Source organism: Pseudomonas sp. MEJ086 (assembly GCF_030209025.1).
GTDB classification, from domain to species: domain Bacteria; phylum Pseudomonadota; class Gammaproteobacteria; order Pseudomonadales; family Pseudomonadaceae; genus Aquipseudomonas; species Aquipseudomonas fulva_A.
Genome location: NZ_JARVSV010000008.1, coordinates 323,129 through 347,914, shown reverse-complemented (window position 1 = coordinate 347,914; position 24,786 = coordinate 323,129). Strand labels below are relative to the sequence as shown.

The window sequence follows — 24,786 nt, the reverse complement described above, 5'->3', positions numbered from 1 at the left end:
CACGCGGCCTCAGCCCGGGGTGTTCGTCTGCAGATCGCGCCAGGTCAGGTACAGGCGCAGGTCGAACTCCAGTTGCTGGTAGTCCGGCAGCATGTATTCGCAGAGCTTGTAGAACGCCTTGTTGTGGTCGCTTTCCTTCAGATGCGCCAGTTCGTGCACCACGATCATCTGCAGGAACTGCGGTGCGGCATCGCGAAACAGCGAGGCCACACGAATCTCTTTCTTGGCCTTGAGCTTGCCGCCCTGCACCCGCGAGATGGTGGTATGCAGGCCAAGGGCACGATGGGTCAGGTCAAGGCGATTGTCGAACAGCACCTTGTCGATGGCAGGCGCGTTCTTCAAGTGCTCCTGCTTGAGCGCCATGACGTAGGCGTACAGCGCCTTGTCGCTCTGGATCGCATGGCGCCCCTCGTAACGCTGCGCGAGGTAATCGCCCAGGCGCTCGCCGGCAATCATCTGACGCACCTGCTCCTGCAGCGAGACGGGATAACCCTGGAGATACTTCAGTGGTGTCATGACGGTTCACGAATCAGGGCGGGCTTCGAATTATGCCTCAACCTACAGGGGCACGACCCGCAGCAGCCTGCCCTCGGCGCTGTCGGTAAGCAGGTACAGCGCACCATCAGGCCCGTCGTACACGCCCCGAATGCGCTCTTCGAGCTCTTGAAAGAGTACCTCCTCACCGGCCAGACGGCCCTTGTCCAGGCGTACTCGGCGTACGCTCTGCTCGGCCAGGGTGGAAACGAACAGGTCGCCCTTCCAGTGCGGGAAGCGATCACCGGTGTAGAGCGCCAGACCGGAGGGAGCTACCGACGGCGTCCAGTGCAGCTGCGGCGGCAGATAACCCGGCAACTCGGTAAATGGCGTGACCATGGCGCCGGTGTAATCGACGCCAAAGGAGGTCAGCGGCCAACCGTAATTGCCACCGGCTTCGATCAGATTCAGCTCGTCGCCGCCCTTGGGACCGTGCTCGTGGCTATACAGCCGCTTGCGCCTGCTGTCATAAACGATGCCCTGCACGTTGCGGTGCCCCAGGCTGTAGATCTCTTCGGCGGCGCCGGGCTGACCACGCAGGGGGTTGTTCTCGGGGATGCTGCCGTCACGATTCAAGCGAACCGTCTTGCCCAGGTGATTGGCCGGATTCTGCGCCTGCTCGCGCCAGTCGAAGCCGTCGCCAAGGGTCAGTACCAGGGTTCCGTCGGGCAGAAAGGCGATCCGACCGCCGTAGTGCGAGGCACCGGCCTTGGCCGGCTGGGCGGTGAACAGCACTTCCAAGTCGCGCAACTCGCCGTCTACCAGGCGAGCGCGGGCCAGTCGCGTGTTATTGGCACCGACATCGCCATGGGCGTAGCTCAGATAGACCCAGGGGTCCTCGGCGAACGCAGGATCCAGCACCACCTCCATCAAGCCTGCCTGGGTGGCGACGAAGGGCGTCGGCGTTCCCTTGACGGGTTCGGTCTGTAGCTTGCCCTGGGCATCGATCAGGCGCAGTTGTCCGGTGCGCTCGGTAACCAGCATGCGGCCATCGGGCAGGAAGGCCAGCGACCAGGGATGTTCGAGACCACTGGTGACGGTTTCGATACGGTAATCGGCATGGGCCAGGACACCTGCGCAAAGGCCCAGCATCAGCAAGACAGCTTTCAACGTCACACCCTTGATTCGAGGAAAGATCATCGCCGGCCAGCACCACTGAAACGTGCGAAGGCCAGGCTACCCAGGCTGCCGCAGACCATCAGCGCCAAAGTGCCGGCCAGGCTACGGTTGGCGCCGATCAGTGTCGGCATGGGCGCCACGGCATTGGCCACGCTCAAGGCCAGCCAGACCGCCAGCGCGCCGGCAAGCACAAACACCACCCAACGCAGCGCGCCCAAACGCGGCGCCAACCAGGCAGCCAGAGGCAGTGCGACGATGAACGAGGCGATGACCAGCGCGGCGAACGTAGGGCTGAAACCCAGCAGATCGTGCAGGGTGGCCTGCATGCGTACGCCCATGGAGATGCTTGCGCCAAGCTGTTGCAGCGCGGCGAGATTGAACTGGGTCTGGACTATGCTGCCGAGCAGCGTAGCCACCACGACGGCTACACAGAACGACAGCCAGGGACGGGAATTTTGAGGCATGGGAGCCGACATCCTGAAGCGCGTGGCGGCAGTATGGCGTAGAGCAGGCAGCAAAGCGGCGCAGGTGTTTTACATGGTTTTACGCAAACCGGTCACGAGCCGGAAAACATGGCGGCATACGGACTGGAAGGGCCGCGTCAAGGCACATGAATGCTGGTCGTCGAGCACCATCGGTGCCGAGGTGCTGGGCTCGAGCCCCCTACGCGCCGATAGCTGCAGGATCAGGGCTCCTCGCCCTGCGCGGCTCGGCTCATCCTGCGAGCGGAGCACATGAAAAAAGCCGCTTGTCCTGAACGGACAAGCGGCTTCTAGGTGCGCGGCGAAACGCTTCGATCAGTTGATCTTGGCGACCAGCTCACCCTTGGCGTAACGCTGGAACATGCCTTCCAGGGAGATCGGTTTGATCTTCGAGGCGTTGCCGGCGGTGCCGAAGGCTTCGTAGCGAGCGATACAGATATCACGCATGGCGGTGATGGTATGGGCGAAATACTTGCGCGGGTCGAACTCGCTCGGGTGCTCGGCCAGGAAGCGGCGGATGGCACCGGTGGAGGCCAGACGCAGGTCGGTGTCGATGTTGACCTTGCGCACGCCGTACTTGATGCCTTCGACGATCTCTTCGACCGGCACGCCGTAGGTTTCCTTGATCTCGCCACCATGCTCGTTGATGATCGCCAGCCAATCCTGCGGTACCGAGCTGGAACCGTGCATCACCAGGTGGGTATTGGGGATGCGTTTGTGGATGGCCTTGATGCGCTCGATCGACAGCACGTCACCGGTTGGCGGCTTGGTGAACTTGTAGGCGCCGTGGCTGGTGCCGATGGCGATGGCCAGGGCATCGACCTGGGTCTTCTTGACGAAGTCGGCGGCTTCTTCCGGGTCGGTCAGCAACTGGCTGTGATCGAGCACGCCCTCTGCACCAACGCCGTCCTCTTCACCGGCCATGCCGGTTTCCAGGCTACCCAGGCAGCCCAGCTCACCTTCGACCGACACGCCACAGGCGTGAGCGAAGGCAACGGTCTGCTGCGTGACGCGCACGTTGTAGTCGTAGTCGGCCGGGGTTTTACCGTCTTCTTTCAGCGAGCCGTCCATCATCACCGAGCTGAAGCCCAGCTGGATGGAGCGCTGGCAGATGTCCGGGCTGGTGCCGTGATCCTGGTGCATGCACACCGGGATATGCGGGAATTCTTCGATGGCGGCGAGAATCAGGTGACGCAGGAAAGGCGCACCCGCGTACTTGCGGGCACCAGCGGAGGCCTGGACGATGACCGGCGAATCGGTCTTGTCGGCGGCTTCCATGATGGCGCGCATCTGCTCGAGGTTGTTGACGTTGAAGGCCGGCACGCCGTAGCCGAATTCGGCGGCGTGGTCGAGCATCTGGCGCATGCTGATAAGTGCCATGTTTTGCTATCTCCCGATAGGGCTCGTTAATCGTGCAAGCCTGCCGCAGTGGCAGGCGCTATTCAAGTACCGCTGTCAGGGCGCCTTGCAGCCGCGCCCCAGCAAATCGTCATTGGCGGTACGGTAGATCAGGCCTTCCTCACCCTTGGTGTGGAAGGACAGCGTACCGTCGCTGTACAACACGCCGGAACCCGCAGGCTCCTGGCTCAAACGGTGAACGACATCACTGCCGCCCATACGCACATCGACTTTCTCGTGGGTGCTGTCTGCATAGCGCCAGAACACCTCGGCCTGGCTGTCGCACACCCAGCGGTTCCACTCCTGGCTGTCGGCATATTCCTTCCCGGCACAGCCGGCGAGCATGACCAGACCGAGCGATACAGCGGCACCTTTATAAAGATTCATCGCATTTTCCTCGTTATCTAGCAGTTCTGTTCGCCGACTGGCGGGGTCGAATCACCGGTGCTCTGCCCTTCGATGCGCGGTTCGTCGCGCGTGGTCGGCAGATCGATTTCTGCCGGGCTGAACACATCGCACGCTCGTTCGCGCGGCGATCCACCACCGGCACACCCGCCAAGAACAGCACACACCATCACTACCACGGCCGTGTTACGCATGAGGTCACTCCTTGCTGGCTGGTTTCCATACAAGGGTAATGACCGCCTGCGACAGCCAAGGTTTAGCCGAATTGCCTCACTTGGCTGCGCGTTGCTGCAGCACGTCCACGGCCGGCAGTACTTTGCCTTCGACGAATTCGAGGAAAGCGCCACCGCCCGTGGAAATGTAGGAAATGCGCGACGCCACATCGTACTTGTCGATGGCCGCGAGCGTATCGCCACCACCGGCGATGGAAAACGCCGGGCTTTCCGCGATGGCCAGGGCCAGCGCCTTGGTGCCTTCACCGAACTGATCGAACTCGAACACGCCGACCGGACCATTCCACAGGATGGTCTTGGAGGCCTTGAGCAGCTCGGCGAACTGCGCTGCAGTTTGCGGACCGATGTCGAGGATCATGTCGTCATCAGCCACGTCGGCCACCGCCTTGACGGTCGCAGTCGCGGCTTCGGAAAACTCCTTGGCGACCACCACGTCCACAGGCAGCGGCACGCTGACCTTGGCAGCGATGGCCTTGGCGGTGTCGACCAGATCGGCTTCGTAAAGCGACTTGCCGACCGGGTAACCGGCAGCGGCGAGGAAGGTGTTGGCGATGCCACCACCGACGATCAGTTGATCGCAGATGCTGCTCAGGCTGTTCAGCACGTCCAGCTTGGTCGACACCTTGGAGCCAGCGACGATCGCTGCCATCGGCTGAGCGGGGGCACCCAGGGCCTTGCCCAGTGCATCCAGCTCGGCAGCCAGCAGCGGGCCGGCAGCGGCGACCTTGGCGAACTTGGCCACGCCATGGGTGGAACCCTCGGCACGGTGGGCGGTGCCGAAGGCGTCCATGACGAACACGTCGCACAGGGCAGCGTACTGCTGGGCCAGTTCGTCGGCGTTCTTCTTCTCGCCCTTATTGAAACGTACGTTCTCGAACAGCACCAGATCACCGGCTTTCAGCTCGACACCGCCGAGGTAGTCCTTGATCAGCGGAACGTCACGACCCAGGGCCTTGCTCAGGTAATCGGCTACCGGCTTGAGGCTGTTCTCTTCGCTGAATTCGCCTTCGGTAGGGCGCCCCAGGTGCGAGCAGACCATCACTGCGGCGCCCTTTTCCAGCGCCAGCTTGATGGTCGGCAACGCCGCGAGGATGCGCGCATCGCTCTTCACCACGCCGTCCTTGACCGGCACATTGAGGTCTTCGCGGATCAGCACGCGCTTACCTTGCAGGTCGAGGTCGGCCATTTTCGCGATGTTTACGGAAGCTGCAGTCATTGAGTCAGTCCTTAACAGGGGCTGGTGAAAGGGGAGCGGCGGCATCGAGAAAATGCACGGCCATGTCGAGCATGCGGTTGGCGAAACCCCATTCATTGTCGAACCAGGCCAGCAGGTTGACCAGGCGTGGCCCGGAAACCCGCGTCTGACTGCCGTCGACGATCGCCGAATGGGGATCATGATTGAAGTCGCAGCTGGCGTGCGGCAACTCGGTGTACGCCAGCAGACCTTGCAGCGGCCCCTGTTCGGAAGCCCGGCGCAAGATCCGGTTGATCTCTTCGGTGCTGGTGTCACGGGCGGTCTGCAAGGTGATATCCAGGCAGGACACGTTGACCGTCGGCACCCGAATGGCTTTGGCCTGAATTCGCCCGGCAAGTTCCGGAAGCAGCCGTTCGATGCCTCGAGCCAGGCCCGTGGAGACCGGAATCACCGACTGAAAGGCCGAGCGCGTACGGCGTAGATCCTCGTCGTGATAGGCATCGATCACCGGTTGGTCGTTCATCGCCGAGTGAATGGTCGTGATCGAGATGTACTCCAGCCCGATCGCCTCATTGAGCAGCTTGAGCAACGGCACGCCGCAGTTGGTCGTGCAGGAGGCGTTCGACACCAGCCGCTCGGTGCCCTCGAGGCACTGCTGATTGACGCCGTACACCACCGTGGCATCCACATCGCTCTCGCTGGCCATCGGCTGGGACAACAGTACCCGTGGCGCACCGGCCTGCAGAAAACGTTCGGCCTGCTCGCGGGTGGTGTACTGCCCCGAGCACTCGAGCAGCAGGTCGATATCCAACCCAGCCCAGTCGACACCCTCCGGTTCACGCTCGCGCAGCACGCGCACGCGTTCGCCGTTGATGTGCAGGCAATCGCCAACCACCTTCACCTCGCCAGGAAAGCGCCCGTGGGTGGAGTCGAAGCGGGTCAGGTACTCGATACTGGCCTGATCGGCCAGGTCGTTGAGCGCGACGATTTCCAGACGCGCGGCGCCAGCGCGCTCGTGCAAGGCACGCAGCACGCAACGACCGATGCGGCCGTAGCCGTTCAGAACAACGCGGTAGGGACGATAGGACATCGCAGATCTCGGATGAACCCGTAGGGTGGATCGCGTTTTATCGATCCACCAGGCGCCATGGGGCGGATGAGAAGAGCGTCGGCTACGCGCCTCGTTCCACCCTACGGCGTCGTTCTCACTCAGGCGTCGAGCAGTTCTTCGGCAGTGCCGATGATGTTCTCGACGGTGAAGCCGAAATGCTCGAACAGCTCGCCGGCAGGAGCCGACTCACCGTAGGTTTCCATACCGATGACGCGACCTTCGAGGCCAACGTACTTGTACCAGAAGTCGGCGTGGGCAGCTTCGATGGCGATCCGCGCGGTGACCTGCAGCGGCAGTACGGACTGCTTGTAGGCGGCGTCCTGCTGGTCGAACACGTTGGTCGATGGCATCGACACCACGCGCACCTTGCGACCCTGCTCGGCCAGTTTGTCGGCAGCCTGGATGGCCAGACCGACTTCCGAACCGGTGGAGATCAGGATCAGCTCCGGCTCGCCAGCGCAATCCTTCAACACGTAACCACCACGACTGATGGCCGCTTCGGTTTCATGGTCGCGCAGGTTGTGCGGCAGGTTCTGGCGGGAGAAGATCAGCGCGCTCGGGCCGTCCTTGCGCTCGACCGAATGCTTCCAGGCCACTGCGGCTTCGACGGTATCCGCCGGGCGCCAGGTGTCCAGGTTCGGGGTGGTGCGCAGGCTGGTCAGTTGCTCGACCGGCTGGTGCGTCGGGCCGTCTTCGCCCAGGCCGATGGAATCGTGGGTGAACACGTAGAGCACGCGCAGTTTCATCAGCGCGGACATGCGTACCGCGTTGCGGGCGTATTCCATGAACATCAGGAAGGTCGCGCCGTAAGGCACCAGGCCGCCATGCAGGGCAACGCCGTTCATGATCGCGCTCATGCCGAATTCACGCACGCCGTAGTACATGTAGTTGCCCGAAGCGTCTTCGGCGACCACAGGCTTGCAGCCCTTCCACAGGGTCAGGTTGGAACCGGCCAGGTCGGCCGAGCCGCCCAGCAGTTCCGGCAGCAACGGGCCGAAGGCATTCAGGCAATTCTGGCTGGCTTTGCGGCTGGCGATGGTTTCGCCTTTCTCGGCCACGGCGCGGATGAACTCGCTGGCCTTGGCGGAGAAATCGGCAGGCAGCTCGCCAGCCATACGGCGGATGAACTCGTTGGCCAGTTCCGGGTAAGCAGCGGAATAGGCAGCGAAACGCTGATCCCATTCGGCTTCGGCAGCCAGACCGGCTTCCTTGGCATCCCATTCGGCATAGATGTCGGCCGGGATTTCGAACGGCGCGTGGCTCCAGTTCAGGGCGGCGCGGGTCAAGGCGATTTCGTCATGGCCCAGCGCGGCGCCGTGGGACTCTTCCTTGCCCTGCTTGTTCGGCGAACCGAAACCGATGATGGTCTTGCAGCAGATCAGGGTCGGCTGCTCGCTCTTGCGAGCGGTGTCGATGGCCATCTTGATCTCTTCGGGATCGTGACCGTCGACATTGCGGATCACCTGCCAGCCGTAGGCTTCGAAGCGCGCCGGGGTATCGTCGGTGAACCAGCCATGGACTTCGCCATCGATGGAGATGCCGTTGTCGTCGTAGAACGCGATCAGCTTGCCGAGGCCCAGGGTACCGGCCAGCGAGCAGACTTCATGGCTGATGCCTTCCATCATGCAACCGTCACCCAGGAAGGCGTAGGTGTAGTGGTCGACGATGCTGTGGCCGTCGCGGTTGAACTGCGCCGCCATGATCTTCTCCGCCAGGGCGAAGCCCACGGCGTTGGCGATGCCCTGGCCGAGCGGACCGGTGGTGGTTTCCACGCCTGGCGCGTAACCGTATTCCGGGTGGCCCGGGGTGCGGCTGTGCAGTTGGCGGAAGTTCTTCAGGTCGTCGATGGACAGGTCGTAGCCGGTCAGGTGCAGCAACGAATAGATCAGCATCGAACCGTGGCCGTTGGACAGCACGAAACGGTCACGGTCGGCGAACTTCGGATTGGCCGGGTTATGTTTCAGGTAGTCACGCCACAGCACTTCGGCGATATCCGCCATACCCATAGGGGCACCGGGGTGGCCGCTGTTGGCTTTTTGCACGGCATCCATGCTCAGGGCACGAATGGCATTGGCACGCTCACGACGGCTGGGCATCGCTGAATCTCCTGCGGGGTGGCTGCCGAGGCAGCTAGGACGAAAAAGGCGGCCATTTTCGCCCAGCCAACCCCGCGGGGCAATCACAGATGGTCGTTAGGCGAACGATTCCGGCGGATTTCCTGGAGAAAACCACCCTGAGCGCCAGACAGCGCCTGCGTATGACCCTTTAACAGAGCCTGCATCGAATCCAATATCAAAACTTTTTGATATTGGCCTTGCCGCACCAAAAGCCACCGACTAGACTGCGCAGCCTATGACTTCGCGTGCCTCCCAGCTCGATTTCGAGCCTGCCGACACTCTTTCCGCCCTGTGCAAGGCTGCGGGCGACCCGTTGCGCCTGAACGTGCTGCGCGCACTGGCCAACGATTCGTTCGGCGTGCTGGAACTGGCGCAGATTTTCGCCATCGGCCAGTCGGGCATCAGTCATCACCTCAAGGTGCTGGCCCAGGCCGGTCTGGTCGCCACCCGCCGGGAAGGCAACGCGATCTTCTATCGCCGCGCCCTGGCTCACGCGGAAACCATCGGCGGCACGCTGCACGCCGCCTTGCTTCAGGAAGTCGACCGGCTCACTCTGCCCGTTCAGGTGCGCGAGCGCATCGCTCAGGTTCATCAGCGACGCGCCACCGCCAGCCAGGACTTCTTCGCCCGCAGCGCCGAGCGCTTCCAGGCCCAGCAGGACCTCATCGCCGGGCTGCCGCAGTACCGCGACAGCGTGCTGGCACTGCTCGACTCGCTGGATTTCGCTGCCAACGCCCGTGCGCTGGAGATCGGCCCCGGCGATGGCGGTTTTCTGCCGGAGCTGGCGCGCCGCTTCGGCCAGGTCACCGCGCTGGACAACAGCCCGGCCATGCTCGAACTGGCACGCCTGCGCTGCGCACAGGACGGCCTCGACAACGTCCGCCTGCAGTTGGCCGACGCCCTGCTCGACGATTACCCCAGCGCCGACTGCGTGGTCCTGAACATGGTGCTGCACCACTTCGCCGCACCGGCCCAGGCGCTTCGCAAACTCGCCAGCCAGGTCAACAGCGGCGGCAGCCTGCTGATCACCGAGCTGTGCAGCCACAATCAGGGCTGGGCCCGGGACACTTGCGGTGATCTCTGGCTAGGCTTCGAACAGGACGACCTGGCCCACTGGGCCGTCGCCGCCGGCCTGACCCCGGGCGAAAGCCTGTACGTCGGCCTGCGCAATGGATTTCAAATTCAGGTGCGGCATTTCCAGCGCACTCATCCACTCACGCACGTGGCCGATAGGCCCTCACTCGCCAGGACAACCGATAGATGAGCGAATACTCCCTGTTTACCTCCGAGTCCGTGTCCGAAGGTCATCCGGACAAGATCGCCGACCAGATTTCCGATGCCGTCCTCGACGCCATCATCACCCAGGACAAGCACGCCCGCGTGGCCGTCGAAACACTGGTCAAGACTGGCGTGGCGATCATCGCCGGCGAAGTCACCACCAGCGCCTGGGTCGACCTCGAGCAGATCGTTCGCGACGTGATCTGCAACATCGGCTATACCAGCTCCGACGTCGGCTTCGACGGCGCGACCTGCGGCGTGATGAACATCATTGGCAAGCAGTCCCCTGACATCAACCAGGGTGTCGACCGCGCCAAGCCTGAAGATCAGGGTGCCGGCGACCAGGGCCTGATGTTCGGCTATGCCAGCAACGAAACCGACGTGCTGATGCCGGCGCCGATCCGCTTCTCTCACGCGCTGGTAGAACGCCAGGCCGAAGCCCGCAAATCCGGCCTGCTGCCATGGCTGCGCCCGGACGCCAAGAGCCAGGTCACCTGCCGTTACGAGCACGGCAAAGTGGTTGGTATCGACGCCGTGGTGCTGTCGACCCAGCACAACCCGGATGTCAGCCTGAGCGACCTGCGTGAAGCGGTGATGGAGCTGGTGATCAAGCACAGCCTGCCCGCCGAGCTGCTGCACAAGGACACCCAGTACCACATCAACCCGACCGGCAACTTCGTGATTGGCGGCCCGGTGGGCGACTGCGGCCTGACCGGTCGCAAGATCATCGTCGACAGCTACGGCGGCATGGCTCGCCACGGCGGCGGTGCCTTTTCCGGCAAGGATCCATCCAAGGTCGACCGCAGCGCTGCCTATGCCGGCCGTTACGTCGCCAAGAACATCGTTGCCGCTGGCCTGGCCGAGCGCTGCGAGATTCAGGTGTCCTACGCCATCGGCGTCGCCCAGCCGACCTCGATCTCGATCAACACCTTCGGCACCAACAAAGTGGCTGACGAGACCATCATCAAGCTGGTGCGCGAGGTCTTCGACCTGCGCCCGTACGCCATCACCAAGATGCTCGACCTGCTGCACCCGATGTACCAGCCGACCGCCGCTTACGGCCACTTCGGCCGCGAGCCGCAGCAACTGACCGTCGGCGACGACAGCTTCACCAGCTTCACCTGGGAGAAGACCGACAAGGCTGCAGACCTGCGCGCCGCCGCTGGCCTCTGACTAGCCGCGCAAAAAATAGCCCCGCCAGCGTGAGCTGTGCGGGGCTTTTCTTTGCCGATGTACTTGATTGCCGAACAGAGCCCGGGACGAACAACCCCTTCGCTCAGGACACTTTCAGACCGCCCCCGAGATACATCATCCCCAAGCCAACAGCCATTATCAGCAGCGGAGGACGCATGGACTGCTCGTAGAGGGCAAAGATGCCCTGCGAGATAGGCGGAAACATGAAGTTGAGCACAACACACAGCAAAGAAACCTGGATACCACGTGACACAGACCAGATCCAGGCTACCAACGCTATGAGGAACCCCATAGTTACCATTCACCACTCCTTGGCTAGCGTACGAATTGGAGCGAGAAAATATCAGTTTCTCGAACAACCACAAAGCACGGATCGGCTCACGGGGAGCCATGCGCAGCGCTCTTGAACATATCGCTCTGATCGCGCCCAGCCGGTGCTATCCCCACTCATCCAGCAAGTCACGGGCCAATCCTATCGTGACGTGCACCGCCAGCTGACAGCAGGCGGCGGATACGAAAAAGCCTCCGTGAGCTCGACGCGCACGGAGGCTTTTTCATTCCTGCGGTGCAGGCTGACCGATCACTTGCCGAACAGCGAACCCAGACCTTTCAGGGTTTCTGCGGCAGCAGCGATGTTGTCGGCCTTGCTGTCGCCCTGGGCTTGCGCGACCGTCTCACCCGAGGTGGCGGCGTTGGCACCGAGCTGGTCACAGCCACCCTCGACCTGGGCGATGGCATCGTTGGCCTGCTGATTGCCGAGCAAACCGGCCAACTGCTTGACCTGGGCGATCTTCTCGGCGTTGGCCGACAGTTTTTGCTGGCACTTGAGCTGAGTGTCTTCGGCAGCGTGAGCGAAGGAGCTGGCCAGAGCCAGTGCAGCGGAGCAGAACAGGATAGAAAGACGCATGAGACCCTAGACCTTCAGATATGAGGCCCGGCAATACCTTTCCCGCCGCCGGGCAAATCCATTTGATGTGCGAGACGCGGAACTTTATCACCGCCTCGTCGCTAGCGACAAACCTCGGCTACCGCAAATGTCGCCCAGTACCCATTCCAGCTCGAGAAAGCGGATATTTGCACCAGGCGGACTCTGTGACTAGCCTGCACAATCGTCGCCCGAGCAAGGATGCTCCGCCCATGAAACGCTGGATTGCCGCCACCTTTTCCGTCCTGTTGATCACCGTCGTCCGTGCCGACGACTGCCCTGAACCGACAACCGCGCACAACCGCCAACTCGATGAACTGACCGCCCGGGTGGCCGAGTGGGACGACGCCTATCACCGTCAGGGGCGATCGCTGGTCAGCGATGATCTGTACGATCAGGCCCGCGCCCGCCTCGAGCACTGGCAAGCTTGCCTCAGCGGCAGGCCTGCAACCGATCCGCTTCACGGTGCAGGTGGCCCAGTGCAGCACCCGGTCGCTCAGACCGGCCTGCGCAAGCTGGCGGACGAGCGCGCAGTGAGCCACTGGATGCACTCCCGCCAGGACCTGTGGATTCAACCCAAGGTCGACGGGGTCGCGGTCACCCTGGCCTACAGGGGTGGCCGACTGCAGCAGGTGATCAGCCGCGGGGATGGCAGCACCGGGCAGGACTGGACCGCCCGGGCCAGACGAATCGCCACGATCCCGGAGCACCTCACCGAGTACACCGACGTCATACTGCAGGGGGAGCTGTACCTGCAGCATCCGGGGCACATTCAGGCCAGCCACGGGGGTGCGTCGGCACGCAGTACCGTTGCCGGATTGATGGCACGCCACGATCTGCAGGTTTCCCAGGCGAGGCAGATAGGCCTGTTCGTCTGGGACTGGCCCAATGGCCCAGAGGACATGCAGCGGCGCCTCGACCGCCTGGAACGACTGGGCTTCCCTGATAGCCGCCAGTACAGCCAGCGGATCGGCAGCATCGCCGAAGCCAGCCAATGGCGCGAACACTGGTACCGCAACCCGCTGCCTTTCGCCACCGATGGCGTGGTGCTGCGCCAGGGTCAGCGCCCGAGCGGCGAACGCTGGCGAGCCGAACCGCCGCACTGGGCTGCGGCCTGGAAATACCCGGCCAGCGAAGCGCTGGCACAGGTCAGGGAGGTCGAATTCAGGGTCGGCCGCAGCGGCCGCATCACGCCACTGCTGCACCTGCATCCGGTGAAAATCGACGACCGCAGCATCCGCGTGGTCAGCGTCGGTTCGCTGGAGCGCTGGCAGCGACTGGATATCCGCCCGGGGGATCAGGTCGCCATTCAACTGGCCGGGCAAACCATCCCACAACTGCATAGCGTGGTGATACGGACCGCACCTCGTCCGGCTCTGGACGTGCCGCGTGGCGATGCCTATCACGCACTGAGCTGCCTGCGAGCATCCGCCACGTGCAACAGCCAGCTCCACGCCCGCCTCACCTGGCTCAGCGGCAAGCAGGCACTGAACCTGCCTGGGGTCGGCGCTGGCACCTGGGAGAAGTTGCTGCGAGCAGAACTTATCCACAGCCTGCTCGATTGGCTGCAACTCAGCGAAGATCAGTTACTAGCGGTGCCCGGCATCGCTCAGCAGAGCGCCCGCACCTTGACCCGCCGCTTCAGCGAGGCCAGGCAACGCCCCTTCAAGGACTGGTTACGCGCACTCGGCCCCCCAGCGCATCCCGACAGCCTGGCCGCCGATGACTGGGCGCAGCTACAGCGACGCAGCCTCGCCGACTGGCAGAAACTACCAGGGATCGGCCCGGCCCGAGCTGCGCAGCTGCAGACATTCTTCCAGCATGAGGACATCCGGGCGCTGGCCGACCAGTTGCGCCTGGCAGGGGTCGAGGGATTCTGAGTCGCCAGGATGCATGGGGCCTACGGCCCCCATGCACGGCCTGGGCTCAGTCCTTGAACTGATCCTTGATGTAAGTGATTTCGGTCTTGCCGTGGGGCGCAGGCTGGCCGTTCTCGTCCAGATTGACGAAGACCATCTTGTCGATGGTCAGGATGCTCTTGCGGGTGATCTTGTTGCGCACTTCACAACGCATGGTGATCGAGGTTCGACCGAACTCGCTGGCGGTGATGCCCAGTTCGATGATGTCGCTCTGCCGGGCCGAGGCGACGAAGTTGATCTCCGAGATCAGCTTGGTCACCACGCGCTGAGTGCCGAGCTGGATGATGGCGTAGATCGCGGCCTCTTCGTCGATCCACTTCAGCAGACTGCCGCCGAACAGGGTGCCGTTGGGGTTGAGGTCTTCGGGCTTTACCCACTTGCGTGTGTGGAAGTTCATCTGCACTCCTTATCCATCGCTATCGTTCGCCCTGCATGATCGCAAAGGCAGGCGGCAGTTGTCGCGGGCACGTTTTCAATGGCATCGATAAAGGCTCGGTATCGAATGCCCGCGATGGCCGATTCGGGACGACGGAAAACCTTGGGCTGGCGCGCTGGCAAGGCTATAATCGCCGGGCTTCACACGCTCGGCACTGCCTGAGCGTTCCCGCCACCTGTCCGAGGGGCGCTGCAGCAAGCCAAGGCTTGTCAGGCTCGGATGGGGCGTTACCCAAACGCATCAACGGCGCCCAATCGGACTGCGTGAAAACGTAGCGAGCCATGGCCATCAGGCCCGGCACACCGGTTTTCACCTATCTGATCACAGATCAACGATTGGAGAGCTTTTGCATGAGCGCTGCTTTTACCGACTACAAGGTCGCTGACATTTCCCTGGCCGACTGGGGCCGCAAAGAACTGATCATCGCCGAATCCGAGATGCCGGCACTGATGGGCCTGCGTCGCAAGTACGCTGCCGAACAACCGCTGAAAGGCGCGAAGATCCTCGGCTGCATCCACATGACCATCCAGACCGGCGTGCTGATCGAGACGCTGACCGCGCTGGGCGCCGAAGTGCGCTGGTCGTCGTGCAACATCTTCTCCACTCAGGATCAGGCCGCTGCAGCCATTGCCGCCGCCGGCATTCCGGTATTCGCCTGGAAAGGCGAGACCGAAGCCGAATACGAGTGGTGCATCGAGCAGACCATCCTCAAGGACGGCCAGCCATGGGACGCCAACATGGTGCTCGACGACGGCGGCGACCTGACCCAGATCCTGCATGACAAGTACCCGCAGGTACTGACCAACGTCCACGGCGTCACCGAAGAAACCACCACCGGCGTACACCGCCTGCTCGACATGCTCAAGGCCAGCACACTGAAGGTCCCGGCGATCAACGTCAACGACGCGGTCACCAAGAGCAAGAACGACAACAAGTACGGCTGCCGTCACAGCCTCAACGACGCCATCAAGCGCGGCACCGACCACCTGCTGTCGGGCAAGCAGGCGCTGGTCATCGGCTACGGCGACGTGGGCAAGGGCTCGGCTGCCTCGCTGCGTCAGGAAGGCATGATCGTCAAGGTTTCCGAGATCGATCCGATCTGCGCCATGCAGGCCTGCATGGACGGCTACGAACTCGTTTCGCCGTACATCGACGGCCGCAATGACGGCACCGACGCCAGCATCGACAAGGCCCTGCTGGGCAAGATCGACCTGATCGTCACCACCACCGGCAACGCCAACGTCTGCGACGCCGGCATGCTCAAGGCGCTGAAAGCCCGCGCTGTGGTCTGCAACATCGGCCACTTCGACAACGAGATCGACACCGCCTTCATGCGCAAGAACTGGGCGTGGGAAGAGGTCAAACCGCAGGTGCACAAGATCCACCGCACCGGCGCTGGCCAGTTCGACCCGCGCAATGACGACTACCTGATCCTGCTGGCCGAAGGCCGTCTGGTGAACCTGGGCAACGCCACGGGCCACCCGAGCCGCATCATGGACGGTTCCTTCGCCAACCAGGTTCTCGCCCAGATCTTCCTGTTCGAGCAGAAGTTCGCCGACCTGTCGGCCGAGAAGAAGGCCGAGCGCCTGACCGTCGAAGTGCTGCCGAAGAAACTGGACGAAGAAGTCGCACTGGAAATGGTGAAAGGCTTCGGCGGCGTGGTCACCCAGCTGACCACCAAGCAGGCCGAGTACATCGGCGTTCCGGTCGAAGGCCCGTTCAAGCCGGACAGCTACCGCTACTAACCCCAGCTACACGCTACGCGCCACACGCTGCACGAGGGAGACGACTCCACTTGCAGCGTGTGGCGCGAGGCTTGTCGCTGAGAAGGGAACCTTCTCCATGATCCAGAAAAAAACCAACGTCAGCTTCGAGTTCTTCCCGACGAAGACCGATGCCGGACATGAAAAGCTGCTCAACACCGCGCGCGAGCTGGCCGGCTACAACCCGGACTTCTTCTCCTGCACCTACGGCGCCGGTGGTTCCACCCGTGACCGTACGCTCAATACCGTGTTGCAACTCGACGGCGAAGTGAAGGTGCCTACCGCACCGCACCTGTCCTGCGTCGGCGACAGCAAGGCCGAGCTGATCGAGCTGCTCAATCTTTACAAGAGCAAGGGCATCAACCGCATCGTCGCCCTGCGTGGCGACCTGCCTTCAGGCATGGGCATGTCCAGCGGTGAACTGCGCCATGCCAATGATCTGGTCGAGCTGATCCGTCAGCAGACCGGTGATCATTTCCATATCGAAGTGGCGGCCTACCCGGAGATGCACCCCCAGGCGCGCAACTTCGAAGACGACATCGCCAACTTCGTGCGCAAGGCCAAGGCCGGTGCGAGCAGCGCGATCACCCAGTACTTCTTCAACGCCGACTGCTACTTCTACTTCGTCGAGCGTGTACGCAAGCTGGGCGTCGACATCCCGGTGATCCCGGGCATCATGCCGATCACCAACTACAGCAAACTGGCGCGCTTCTCCGACGCTTGCGGCGCCGAGCTGCCACGCTGGGTACGCAAGCAACTGGAAGCCTACGGTGACGACACCCAGAGCATCCAGCGCTTCGGTGAAGAGATGATCACCGCCATGTGCGAGCGCCTGCTCCAGGGTGGTGCACCGGGCCTGCACTTCTATACCCTCAACCAGGCCGCCCCCAGCCTGGCGGTGTGGAAGAACCTGCAAGGTTGAAGGCTGATTGCCGGGGCCGCGAATGTTAGAACTTTCGCGGCCCGCGTCTTTCCTAAGAACCTGTTCACGATCTGCTGCGCGTCGGCCCTGCTGCGTATAAAAGAGGCTTCAGCCGCCTGCTCGAAACTGCGGCAACGCCATCGTTTTCAACAGCCCGCACCTCGGTACCCGTTGACCCGGAGTCCCTCGCTGGCCGACAGTACAGCGCCATTACCCGGACGCCCCATCATGGGTCACGACCACCGGGACTGAATTCTTCATCGCGCGATCAGCCAGGATCGGCTCGAGTTGTCGCGTTACCACGGGATGCCTGCATGCTCACTCGCCAGAAAATCAATGCTTCGGTCTCGCCCAAGGGCAGCCTGGAAACCCTTTCCCAGCGTGAAGTCCAGCAATTGCGCGAAACCGGTTCCGGTAGCGTCTACGCGCTGTTCCGCCAATGCGCCCTGGCGATTCTCAACACCGGCTCGCACAGCGACAACGCCAAGACCATTCTCGAGGCCTACCCGGACTTCGAAGTGAAGATCCACCAGCAGGATCGCGGTATCCGTCTGGAGCTGATCAATGCGCCGGCTGACGCATTCGTCGATGGCGAGATGATCGCCAGCACCCGCGAGATGCTGTTCAGCGCCCTGCGCGACATCGTCTACACTCAGAGCGAGCTGGAAAACAAACGCGTCGACGTGGACAGCTCCAGCGGCCTGACCGACTACGTTTTCCACTTGCTGCGCAACGCCCGCACCCTGCGCGCTGGCGCCGAGCCGAAGATGGTGGTGTGCTGGGGCGGCCACTCGATCAGCACCGAGGAATACAAGTACACCAAGAAAGTCGGCCACGAACTCGGGCTGCGTGCTCTGGACGTGTGCACTGGGTGCGGCCCGGGCGTGATGAAGGGGCCGATGAAAGGCGCCACCATTTCCCACGCCAAGCAACGCATCGTCGGTGCCCGCTACCTGGGGCTGACCGAGCCGGGCATCATCGCCGCCGAGGCGCCGAACCCGATCGTCAACGAGCTGGTGATCCTCCCGGATATCGAAAAGCGCCTGGAAGCCTTCGTGCGCATCGGCCACGGCATCATCATCTTCCCGGGCGGCGCGGGCACGGCAGAAGAATTTCTCTACCTGCTTGGCATCCTCATGCACCCGGACAACGCCGAGCTGCCCTTCCCGCTCGTGCTGACCGGGCCGAAGAGTGCCGAAGCCTACCTGCAGCAGTTGCACGCCTTCATCGGTGCAACCCTGGGTGTGGAAGCGCAGAACCGCTACGTGCTGATTCCCAACGACCCGGCCGAAGTGGCTCGCCACATGGCGGCAGGCATCAAGGCGGTGAAGCAGTTCCGCCGCGAACGCAACGACGCATTCCACTTCAACTGGCTGCTGAAGATCGACGAGAGCTTCCAGCATCCCTTCGAGCCGACCCACGAAGCCATGGCCAGCCTCAACCTGACCCGCGAGCAGCCCGTGCACGAGCTGGCCGCCAACCTGCGCCGTGCCTTCTCCGGCATCGTCGCGGGCAACGTCAAGGCCCATGGCATCCAGCTGATCGAAGAGCATGGCCCGTATGAGTTGCGTGGCGACAAGACCATCATGCAACCGCTGGATCGCCTGCTGCAGGCCTTCGTCGAGCAGCACCGCATGAAGCTGCCCGGTGGTACCGCCTACGAGCCGTGCTATCGGGTCGTCAGCTGACGCCGGCATGTGACGGTAAGGGTGGACAACGCAAGCGTGTCCACCTGGTCCGGCGCCCGTGGCGATGCCACGCCTCGGGGACGGCGACGAAGCAAGCGCCAGCGCCTCGCACTGGCAGCCATCCGTATTAAGTGATAGTAATTCTCACATGAATGACGGCGATCTCTACCGTCGCAACAGGAGAGTTCAATGCCACGCCCTGCTCCCCGTACCCTACGGGTCATTTCATCCACGTCCGTCACGCCGCACATGCTGCGCATCACCCTGGGCGGCGACGAAATCGACAGTTTTCCAGCCGATCAGGAAAGCGCCTACATCAAGCTGATCTTCCCCACCCCCGGTAGCGACGGCACGCTGATGCGTACCTACACCGTGCGCCACCAGCGTGCCGAGCAGTTCGACGTCGACTTCGTACTGCACGATGATGCCGGCCCTGCTTCGCAGTGGGCCAAGGACGCCAGCCCGGGCGACAGCATCACCGTAGGCGGCCCCGGCCCGAAGAAACTGGTCGACAACAGCGCGGACTGGTTTCTGATGATTGGCGACATGACCGCACTGCCGGCACTCAGCGTCAACCTCGAGCAACTGCCAACTGACGCCCGCGGCCACGCCATCATCGAAGTGATCGACGAGCGCGATATCCAGCCGCTGCAGCACCCTGCTGGCGTCGAGCTGCACTGGCTGATCAACCCGCATCCCGGTGAAGACAGCCAACTGCTGGTCAATCGCGTGCGCGAGCTGGCATGGCTGCCAGGCCGGCCGAGCATCTGGGCGGCCTGCGAGTTCAGCGGCATGCGGGCCCTGCGCCAGCATTTCAGGGAGGAACGTCAGGTCGACCGCAAGAACCTGTACATTTCCAGCTACTGGAAGCTCGGTAGCAGCGAGGATCAGCACAAGCTCGCCAAGCGCGAAGACGCTGACGCCGCGGGCGACTGATCCCCATCGTTTCGCGCGCCAAAAGCCATCTCAACGGAGGCGCGCGCAACCCGGTCGGCGGCAAGTTGTGCCGATCCTCTGCAATCCTGTTACACTCGGGCCTTCCCGCCAGGCTTGCGCCCGGATGCTGACCCCAGAGGCCAGCAGTACCGGACGGGATTGCGCGCCCCACGTGCGATTCAAGCCAGGCACTACACCTATAGGGCCACGCCCTCACCAGACAGGATTGCACATGTCCTTTGCCTCCCTCGGTCTCTCCGAGGCTTTAGTCCGTGCGGTCGAAGCCGCCGGCTACACCCAGCCCACTCCGGTGCAACAGCGGGCCATCCCCGCCGCGTTGCAAGGTCGCGACCTGATGGTGGCGGCCCAGACGGGTACAGGTAAGACAGGCGGTTTCGCACTGCCGATCCTCGAGCGACTGTTCCCCAACGGTCACCCGGATCGCGAACAGCGCCATGGCCCGAAACAGCCGCGCGTACTGGTGCTCACGCCCACCCGCGAACTGGCCGCTCAGGTGCATGACAGCTTCAAGCTGTATGCTCGCGACCTGAAATTCGTCAGCACCTGCATCTTCGGTGGTGTCGGCATGAACCCGCAGGTACAGGCACTGGCCAAGGGCGTCGACGTCCTGGTCGCCTGCCCGGGTCGCCTGCTCGACCTCGCCGGACAAGGCAGCGTCGACCTGTCCCACGTGGAAATCCTCGTGCTGGACGAAGCCGACCGCATGCTCGACATGGGCTTCATTCACGACGTGAAGAAAGTCCTCGCCCGCCTGCCGGCCAAGCGGCAGAACCTGCTGTTCTCGGCGACCTTCTCGAAAGACATCACCGACCTGGCCGGCAAGCTCCTGCACAATCCGGAGCGTATCGAAGTCACGCCGCCGAACACCACGGTCGAGCGTATCGAGCAGCGCGTATTCCGCCTGCAGGCCAGCCACAAACGTGCCCTGCTCGCTCACCTGATCACCGCTGGTGCCTGGGAACAGGTTCTGGTGTTCACCCGTACCAAGCACGGCGCCAACCGCCTGGCCGAGTACCTGGACAAGCACGGCCTGCCTGCCGTGGCGATTCATGGCAACAAGAGCCAGAACGCCCGCACCAAGGCCCTGGCCGACTTCAAGGCGAACAAGGTTCGCATTCTGGTCGCCACCGACATCGCCGCACGCGGCCTGGACATCGACCAGTTGCCTCACGTAGTCAACTTCGAACTTCCCAACGTCGAAGAAGATTACGTGCACCGCATCGGCCGTACTGGCCGTGCTGGCCGTAGCGGTGAAGCGATCTCCCTGGTTGCCCCGGACGAAGAGAAACTGCTCAAGGGCATCGAAAGGATGACCAAGCAGAAGATCCCGGACGGCGATCTACTGGGTTTCGATGCCAGCAAGGTCGAGGCCGAACGCCCGGAAGTGCGCGAACCTCAGAAGCCACGCCCACCGCGCGGTGCCAAGCCTGAAGGCGGCGGCCGCAAGGACAAGGGCAAGGACGGCGGCAAAGCCAAGACTCAAAGCAAAGCCAGGCCTGCTCGCGACCAACAACCGCGTGGTACGGCCCGCGCCGCAGCGCCAGCAGTACCTGCGTTGCCTCCGGACCGTGCGCCCGACGAGTTCCGCGACGACGAGATCGACAACTTCGGCAACCGTGCCGACTACGTGAGCCCGAACCAGAACAACGGCCAGGGTCGCGGTCGTCGCCCCGGTGCCGCCGGTAGTGGCCCAAGCGCCAGCAACGGCGTTGGCCAGGGCCCTCGTGGCCAGGGCAAAGGTCCGCGCAGCGGTGGCGGCGGTGCTGGTGCAGGCAAGCGCCAGGGTCAAGGCCAGGGCCAAGGCGCCGGCAAGGGTCGCAGTGGCGCGGGCAACCGTGGCCGCGGCCAGCAGCGCGATACCACCACGTCGCTCAACCGCGATGAACTGCCACGTCAGGAGCCTGCCGTGCGCAGCAGCCGCGACAAGCAGCCGGTGATCGTGCACAAGAGCTCGCGTAGCGACCGCCTGCCGACACCCGAGCAGCTCGACCAGCTGCAAAGCACCCGTCCCCGCGGCGAGAAGCCAGCCCTGCTGACCCGCAATCGCGACAGCTGAGCAGTGGCTCATTGAAAACGCCGGCCTCGTGCCGGCGTTTTCATTCGTGCAACGAGTAGGGCTTTTCGCTGAGCCCATCAGGGCAGCGGTTGGCGTATCAGGAATGCCGGGCAAAAAAACGCCGACCCCAAGGTCGGCGTTTTTCATGCGACGTTCAGGCTTACTTGCGTACGCCTTCCACGGAGATGATCAGCTCGACTTCCTGCGAAGCCGGACCCAGATCCTTCTCGATGTTGAAGTCTTTCAGCTTCAGTTTGGTGCTGCCCTCGAAGCCTGCACGGTAGCCGCCCCATGGATCGTCGCCCTGGCCGATGAACTTGGCAGCGATCACTACCGGCTTGGTCACGCCGTTGAGGGTCAGGTTGCCGGTGATATCGGCGGTGCCTTTGCCGGTCGACTTGACGGCGGTAGATGCGAAGGTTGCGGTCGGGTTCTTGCTGACATTGAGGAAGTCCGAACCACGGATGTGCTTGTCACGCTCGGCGTGGTTGGTGTCGACGCTTTCGGTCTTCAGGGTGACGTTGACCTTGCTGGCCTCAGGGTTCTTCTCATCGAAGCTGAAGCTGCCGTCGAAATCCTTGAAGGTACCGTACAGCCAGCTGTAGCCCAGGTGGCTGATCTTGAAATTGACGAAGGCGTGCTGGCCTTCCTTGTCGATGGCGTAGTCAGCAGCCATTGCATGGCCAGCGCCCAACAGTGCGGTGCCCAGTGCCAGTGCGGCGAAAGTCTTCTTCAACATGGAAACTCCTTGTGAGATGAAATGAACGACGCCGCGGGGCAACGCCGAAACGGCTTGAAGATCAACGCCCGAAGATACGCAACAGGGTGCGGTCACGGTCGATGAAGTGGTGTTTCAATGCAGCCAGGCCATGCAATGCAGCAAAGATCACGATAGCCCACGCCAGATATTCATGGATCAACCCGGCGATATCGCCCTGATTGGGGATGCTGGTCACGCTTGCCGGCACCTCGAACAGCCCGAACACGCTGATCGGGCGACCGTCGGCGGTGGAAATCAGGTAGCCGGAAATCATCAACACGAACAGGCCGAGGTAAAGGAAGCTGTGGCCCAGCTTGCTGGCCACTCGGGTCAATCGGCCATGCTCGGGCAGCGCAGGTGGTGGCGGACTTGCCAGGCGCCATGACAAACGGGCGACCATGACCACGAACAGCAGAATGCCGATGCTCTTGTGAATATTCGGGGCTGTCTGGTACCAGGTGCTGTAATAGCTGAGGCCGACCATCCAGAAACCCAGCGCGAATAGACCGAATACCGCAATGGCCACCAGCCAGTGCAGAGACACGCTGACGAGACCGTAACGAAGGGTTGAGTTACGCCACTGCATGGCCTGATTCCAAGGGATGAGAGTCCAGAGATTAGCAACAAACCTATCGACTTAAAGCAGAAATTGTTGCTTTGAAATATCTACTAAACCGATATATACCGCACCTGCTCGCTGGTCAACCAGATTAGTGAAGCCCCCACGGGCGGAGTTCAAAACCCTCTACGCGAGCGGTCGTTTTCCCCGATCAGCGGGCGCTGCGGCAGCAAAACGTCGCCTTGCCGCATCTGATAGGCTTGCCCGCTGTTGATTGAGAGAGCACGTCGATGACTAACCAACACTGGATGCAGCGTGACCTGGAGGTTCTCTGGCACCCCTGTACGCAGATGAAGGATCACGAGCGGTTGCCGCTGATTCCGATCCGCCGCGGTGAAGGCGTATGGCTGGAGGACTTCGAAGGCAAACGCTACCTCGACGCGGTGAGCTCCTGGTGGGTCAACGTGTTCGGCCATGCCAACCCGCGTATCGGCGATCGCATCAAGGCGCAGATCGACACTCTCGAGCATGTGATGCTCGCGGGCTTCAGCCATCAGCCGGTGGTCGAACTGTCCGAGCGCCTGGTGCGGATCACCCCGGAGGGCCTGAACCGGGTGTTCTATGCCGACAACGGTTCCTCGGGCATCGAAGTGGCGCTGAAGATGAGCTTCCATTACTGGCTCAACAGCGGCAAGCCGGCGAAGAAGCGCTTCATCACCCTGAGCAACAGTTATCACGGCGAAACCGTGGCGGCGATGTCGGTAGGCGATGTGGCGCTGTTCACCGACACTTACAAGGCACTGTTGCTGGACACCCTCAAGGTGCCGAGCCCGGACTGCTACCTTCGCCCGGACGGCGTGAGCTGGGAAGAACACTCGCGGACAATGTTCACGGCAATGGAGCAGACCCTGGCCGACCACCACCACGAAGTCGCGGCGGTGATCGTCGAGCCGCTGATCCAGGGCGCGGGCGGCATGCGCATGTATCACCCGATCTACCTGACCCTGCTGCGCGAAGCCTGCGACCGCTATGGTGTGCACCTGATCCACGACGAAATCGCCGTCGGCTTCGGCCGCACCGGAACCATGTTCGCCTGCGAACAGGCGGGCATCACGCCGGACTTCCTGGTGCTCTCCAAGGCCCTCACGGGTGGCTACCTGCCAATGGCGGCGGTGTTGACCACCGATGATGTCTACAGCGCCTTCTACGACGATTACGCCACCTTGCGTGCGTTCCTCCATTCGCACACCTACACCGGCAACCCACTGGCCTGCGCGGCGGCGCTGGCGACGCTGGATATCTTCGAGGAGGACGGTGTGATCGAGGCCAACAAGGCGCTGGCCGCGCGCATGGCCAGCGCCACCGCTCACCTGGTGGACCACCCACACGTCGCCGAAGTACGCCAGACCGGCATGGCCCTGGCCATCGAGATGGTTCAGGACAAGGCCGGCAAGGTCGCCTACCCCTGGCAGGAGCGACGGGGCCTGCAGGTGTACCAGCATGCCCTGACCCGCGGTGCGCTACTGAGGCCGCTGGGCAGCGTGGTGTACTTCCTGCCGCCCTACGTGATCAGCGCAGAGCAGATCGACTTCCTCGCCGACGTTGCCAGCGAAGGCATCGACCTGGCCACTCGCACCTCGGTCAGCGTGGCGACGGGCGATACCCGTTACCCGGGCTTCCGCGACCCGGGCTGAGCGATACGGCAGGCGGGGGTGGCCCGCCTGCCGTCATGTCG

The 24,786-nt window shown here is 62.9% G+C and carries 22 protein-coding genes and 1 riboswitch; of the genes, 9 read left to right on the top strand and 13 right to left on the bottom strand.

What is annotated here, in order from left to right:
- Positions 1-9 precede the first annotated feature (9 nt).
- The 9 genes from QRN22_RS06825 to tkt form a co-directional block, all read right to left on the bottom strand.
- On the bottom strand, positions 10-516 hold the full coding sequence (locus QRN22_RS06825) for a M48 metallopeptidase family protein (RefSeq protein WP_042552422.1): 507 nt from the start codon (positions 514-516) through the stop codon (positions 10-12).
- 42 nt (positions 517-558) lie between these two features.
- Positions 559-1,626, bottom strand: coding sequence for a PQQ-dependent sugar dehydrogenase (locus QRN22_RS06820; protein ID WP_082045720.1), 1,068 nt, complete (start codon positions 1,624-1,626; stop codon positions 559-561).
- Between the two features lie 44 nt (positions 1,627-1,670).
- Positions 1,671-2,117, bottom strand: a complete 447-nt coding sequence (locus tag QRN22_RS06815; protein ID WP_042552424.1) for a hypothetical protein — start codon at positions 2,115-2,117, stop codon at positions 1,671-1,673.
- Between the two features lie 333 nt (positions 2,118-2,450).
- Positions 2,451-3,515 carry a class II fructose-bisphosphate aldolase gene (gene fba, locus QRN22_RS06810; protein WP_042552425.1) on the bottom strand — a complete coding sequence of 355 codons (1,065 nt, stop codon included), beginning with the start codon at positions 3,513-3,515 and terminating at the stop codon, positions 2,451-2,453.
- Between the two features lie 75 nt (positions 3,516-3,590).
- Entirely contained in the window at positions 3,591-3,920 is a 330-nt protein-coding gene (locus QRN22_RS06805) for an MliC family protein (RefSeq protein ID WP_042552426.1), read from the bottom strand.
- Positions 3,921-3,937: 17 nt separating this feature from the next.
- Entirely contained in the window at positions 3,938-4,132 is a 195-nt protein-coding gene (locus tag QRN22_RS06800) for a hypothetical protein (protein WP_042552427.1), read from the bottom strand.
- Between the two features lie 76 nt (positions 4,133-4,208).
- A complete protein-coding gene (locus tag QRN22_RS06795) occupies positions 4,209-5,387 on the bottom strand; it encodes a phosphoglycerate kinase (protein ID WP_042552428.1) in 1,179 nt (392 codons plus the stop codon).
- Positions 5,388-5,391: 4 nt separating this feature from the next.
- Positions 5,392-6,456, bottom strand: coding sequence for an erythrose-4-phosphate dehydrogenase (gene epd, locus QRN22_RS06790; protein ID WP_042552429.1), 1,065 nt, complete (start codon positions 6,454-6,456; stop codon positions 5,392-5,394).
- Between the two features lie 119 nt (positions 6,457-6,575).
- Positions 6,576-8,573, bottom strand: a complete 1,998-nt coding sequence (gene tkt / locus QRN22_RS06785) for a transketolase (RefSeq protein WP_042552430.1) — start codon at positions 8,571-8,573, stop codon at positions 6,576-6,578.
- A 256-nt stretch (positions 8,574-8,829) separates the two neighbouring features.
- Here tkt and QRN22_RS06780 point away from each other — a divergent pair, with 256 nt between their 5' ends.
- Together QRN22_RS06780 and metK are read left to right on the top strand one after the other, a co-directional pair.
- Positions 8,830-9,858 carry an ArsR/SmtB family transcription factor gene (locus tag QRN22_RS06780; RefSeq protein ID WP_042552431.1) on the top strand — a complete coding sequence of 343 codons (1,029 nt, stop codon included), beginning with the start codon at positions 8,830-8,832 and terminating at the stop codon, positions 9,856-9,858.
- A complete protein-coding gene (metK, locus tag QRN22_RS06775) occupies positions 9,855-11,045 on the top strand; it encodes a methionine adenosyltransferase (RefSeq protein WP_042552432.1) in 1,191 nt (396 codons plus the stop codon). The genes QRN22_RS06780 and metK overlap by 4 nt, the downstream gene beginning before the upstream one ends.
- Before the next feature lie 601 nt (positions 11,046-11,646).
- On the opposite strand, the gene QRN22_RS06770 is transcribed toward metK, so the two are convergent.
- Positions 11,647-11,973 carry a hypothetical protein gene (locus tag QRN22_RS06770; RefSeq protein WP_042552434.1) on the bottom strand — a complete coding sequence of 109 codons (327 nt, stop codon included), beginning with the start codon at positions 11,971-11,973 and terminating at the stop codon, positions 11,647-11,649.
- 230 nt (positions 11,974-12,203) lie between these two features.
- Here QRN22_RS06770 and ligB point away from each other — a divergent pair, with 230 nt between their 5' ends.
- On the top strand, positions 12,204-13,871 hold the full coding sequence (ligB, locus tag QRN22_RS06765; RefSeq protein WP_042552435.1) for an NAD-dependent DNA ligase LigB: 1,668 nt from the start codon (positions 12,204-12,206) through the stop codon (positions 13,869-13,871).
- Between the two features lie 46 nt (positions 13,872-13,917).
- Here the strand turns inward: ligB and QRN22_RS06760 are convergent, their stop codons facing one another.
- On the bottom strand, positions 13,918-14,307 hold the full coding sequence (locus QRN22_RS06760; RefSeq protein WP_042552436.1) for an acyl-CoA thioesterase: 390 nt from the start codon (positions 14,305-14,307) through the stop codon (positions 13,918-13,920).
- A gap of 214 nt (positions 14,308-14,521) precedes the next feature.
- A riboswitch (S-adenosyl-L-homocysteine riboswitch) is annotated at positions 14,522-14,605 on the top strand.
- Positions 14,606-14,696: 91 nt separating this feature from the next.
- Here QRN22_RS06760 and QRN22_RS06755 point away from each other — a divergent pair.
- The 5 genes from QRN22_RS06755 to rhlE2 all read left to right on the top strand — a co-directional run bounded on the left by QRN22_RS06755 (position 14,697) and on the right by rhlE2 (position 21,732).
- Positions 14,697-16,091, top strand: coding sequence for an adenosylhomocysteinase (locus QRN22_RS06755; protein ID WP_042552437.1), 1,395 nt, complete (start codon positions 14,697-14,699; stop codon positions 16,089-16,091).
- Positions 16,092-16,188: 97 nt separating this feature from the next.
- Positions 16,189-17,031 (top strand): methylenetetrahydrofolate reductase [NAD(P)H], encoded by an 843-nt coding sequence (gene metF / locus QRN22_RS06750; RefSeq protein ID WP_156152655.1) that lies wholly within the window; start codon positions 16,189-16,191, stop codon positions 17,029-17,031.
- A gap of 314 nt (positions 17,032-17,345) precedes the next feature.
- The gene (ppnN, locus tag QRN22_RS06745; RefSeq protein ID WP_042552438.1) at positions 17,346-18,719 is read left to right on the top strand and encodes a nucleotide 5'-monophosphate nucleosidase PpnN; all 1,374 of its coding nucleotides are present in this window, start codon (positions 17,346-17,348) and stop codon (positions 18,717-18,719) included.
- Positions 18,720-18,908: 189 nt separating this feature from the next.
- Positions 18,909-19,655 carry a siderophore-interacting protein gene (locus QRN22_RS06740; protein WP_042552439.1) on the top strand — a complete coding sequence of 249 codons (747 nt, stop codon included), beginning with the start codon at positions 18,909-18,911 and terminating at the stop codon, positions 19,653-19,655.
- A 232-nt stretch (positions 19,656-19,887) separates the two neighbouring features.
- Positions 19,888-21,732, top strand: coding sequence for an RNA helicase RhlE2 (gene rhlE2 / locus QRN22_RS06735; protein ID WP_042552440.1), 1,845 nt, complete (start codon positions 19,888-19,890; stop codon positions 21,730-21,732).
- Positions 21,733-21,892: 160 nt separating this feature from the next.
- Here the strand turns inward: rhlE2 and QRN22_RS06730 are convergent, their stop codons facing one another.
- Positions 21,893-22,471, bottom strand: a complete 579-nt coding sequence (locus tag QRN22_RS06730; RefSeq protein ID WP_042552441.1) for a YceI family protein — start codon at positions 22,469-22,471, stop codon at positions 21,893-21,895.
- A gap of 61 nt (positions 22,472-22,532) precedes the next feature.
- Positions 22,533-23,078: a cytochrome b gene (locus QRN22_RS06725; RefSeq protein WP_042552442.1), complete on the bottom strand. Its 546-nt coding sequence runs from the start codon at positions 23,076-23,078 to the stop codon at positions 22,533-22,535.
- 263 nt (positions 23,079-23,341) lie between these two features.
- Here QRN22_RS06725 and QRN22_RS06720 point away from each other — a divergent pair, with 263 nt between their 5' ends.
- Entirely contained in the window at positions 23,342-24,745 is a 1,404-nt protein-coding gene (locus QRN22_RS06720) for an adenosylmethionine--8-amino-7-oxononanoate transaminase (protein WP_042552443.1), read from the top strand.
- Positions 24,746-24,786: the final 41 nt, after the last annotated feature.

What these genes read in the sequence shown, in the direction of transcription:
- QRN22_RS06825 (WP_042552422.1), bottom strand. Translation starts at nt 516, where the DNA reads ATGACACCACTGAAGTATCTCCAGGGTTATCCCGTCTCGCTGCAGGAG.
- QRN22_RS06820 (WP_082045720.1), bottom strand. Translation starts at nt 1,626, where the DNA reads ATGCTGGGCCTTTGCGCAGGTGTCCTGGCCCATGCCGATTACCGTATC.
- QRN22_RS06815 (WP_042552424.1), bottom strand. Translation starts at nt 2,117, where the DNA reads ATGCCTCAAAATTCCCGTCCCTGGCTGTCGTTCTGTGTAGCCGTCGTG.
- fba (WP_042552425.1), bottom strand. Translation starts at nt 3,515, where the DNA reads ATGGCACTTATCAGCATGCGCCAGATGCTCGACCACGCCGCCGAATTC.
- QRN22_RS06805 (WP_042552426.1), bottom strand. Translation starts at nt 3,920, where the DNA reads ATGAATCTTTATAAAGGTGCCGCTGTATCGCTCGGTCTGGTCATGCTC.
- QRN22_RS06800 (WP_042552427.1), bottom strand. Translation starts at nt 4,132, where the DNA reads ATGCGTAACACGGCCGTGGTAGTGATGGTGTGTGCTGTTCTTGGCGGG.
- QRN22_RS06795 (WP_042552428.1), bottom strand. Translation starts at nt 5,387, where the DNA reads ATGACTGCAGCTTCCGTAAACATCGCGAAAATGGCCGACCTCGACCTG.
- epd (WP_042552429.1), bottom strand. Translation starts at nt 6,456, where the DNA reads ATGTCCTATCGTCCCTACCGCGTTGTTCTGAACGGCTACGGCCGCATC.
- tkt (WP_042552430.1), bottom strand. Translation starts at nt 8,573, where the DNA reads ATGCCCAGCCGTCGTGAGCGTGCCAATGCCATTCGTGCCCTGAGCATG.
- QRN22_RS06780 (WP_042552431.1), top strand. Translation starts at nt 8,830, where the DNA reads ATGACTTCGCGTGCCTCCCAGCTCGATTTCGAGCCTGCCGACACTCTT.
- metK (WP_042552432.1), top strand. Translation starts at nt 9,855, where the DNA reads ATGAGCGAATACTCCCTGTTTACCTCCGAGTCCGTGTCCGAAGGTCAT.
- QRN22_RS06770 (WP_042552434.1), bottom strand. Translation starts at nt 11,973, where the DNA reads ATGCGTCTTTCTATCCTGTTCTGCTCCGCTGCACTGGCTCTGGCCAGC.
- ligB (WP_042552435.1), top strand. Translation starts at nt 12,204, where the DNA reads ATGAAACGCTGGATTGCCGCCACCTTTTCCGTCCTGTTGATCACCGTC.
- QRN22_RS06760 (WP_042552436.1), bottom strand. Translation starts at nt 14,307, where the DNA reads ATGAACTTCCACACACGCAAGTGGGTAAAGCCCGAAGACCTCAACCCC.
- QRN22_RS06755 (WP_042552437.1), top strand. Translation starts at nt 14,697, where the DNA reads ATGAGCGCTGCTTTTACCGACTACAAGGTCGCTGACATTTCCCTGGCC.
- metF (WP_156152655.1), top strand. Translation starts at nt 16,189, where the DNA reads ATGATCCAGAAAAAAACCAACGTCAGCTTCGAGTTCTTCCCGACGAAG.
- ppnN (WP_042552438.1), top strand. Translation starts at nt 17,346, where the DNA reads ATGCTCACTCGCCAGAAAATCAATGCTTCGGTCTCGCCCAAGGGCAGC.
- QRN22_RS06740 (WP_042552439.1), top strand. Translation starts at nt 18,909, where the DNA reads ATGCCACGCCCTGCTCCCCGTACCCTACGGGTCATTTCATCCACGTCC.
- rhlE2 (WP_042552440.1), top strand. Translation starts at nt 19,888, where the DNA reads ATGTCCTTTGCCTCCCTCGGTCTCTCCGAGGCTTTAGTCCGTGCGGTC.
- QRN22_RS06730 (WP_042552441.1), bottom strand. Translation starts at nt 22,471, where the DNA reads ATGTTGAAGAAGACTTTCGCCGCACTGGCACTGGGCACCGCACTGTTG.
- QRN22_RS06725 (WP_042552442.1), bottom strand. Translation starts at nt 23,078, where the DNA reads ATGCAGTGGCGTAACTCAACCCTTCGTTACGGTCTCGTCAGCGTGTCT.
- QRN22_RS06720 (WP_042552443.1), top strand. Translation starts at nt 23,342, where the DNA reads ATGACTAACCAACACTGGATGCAGCGTGACCTGGAGGTTCTCTGGCAC.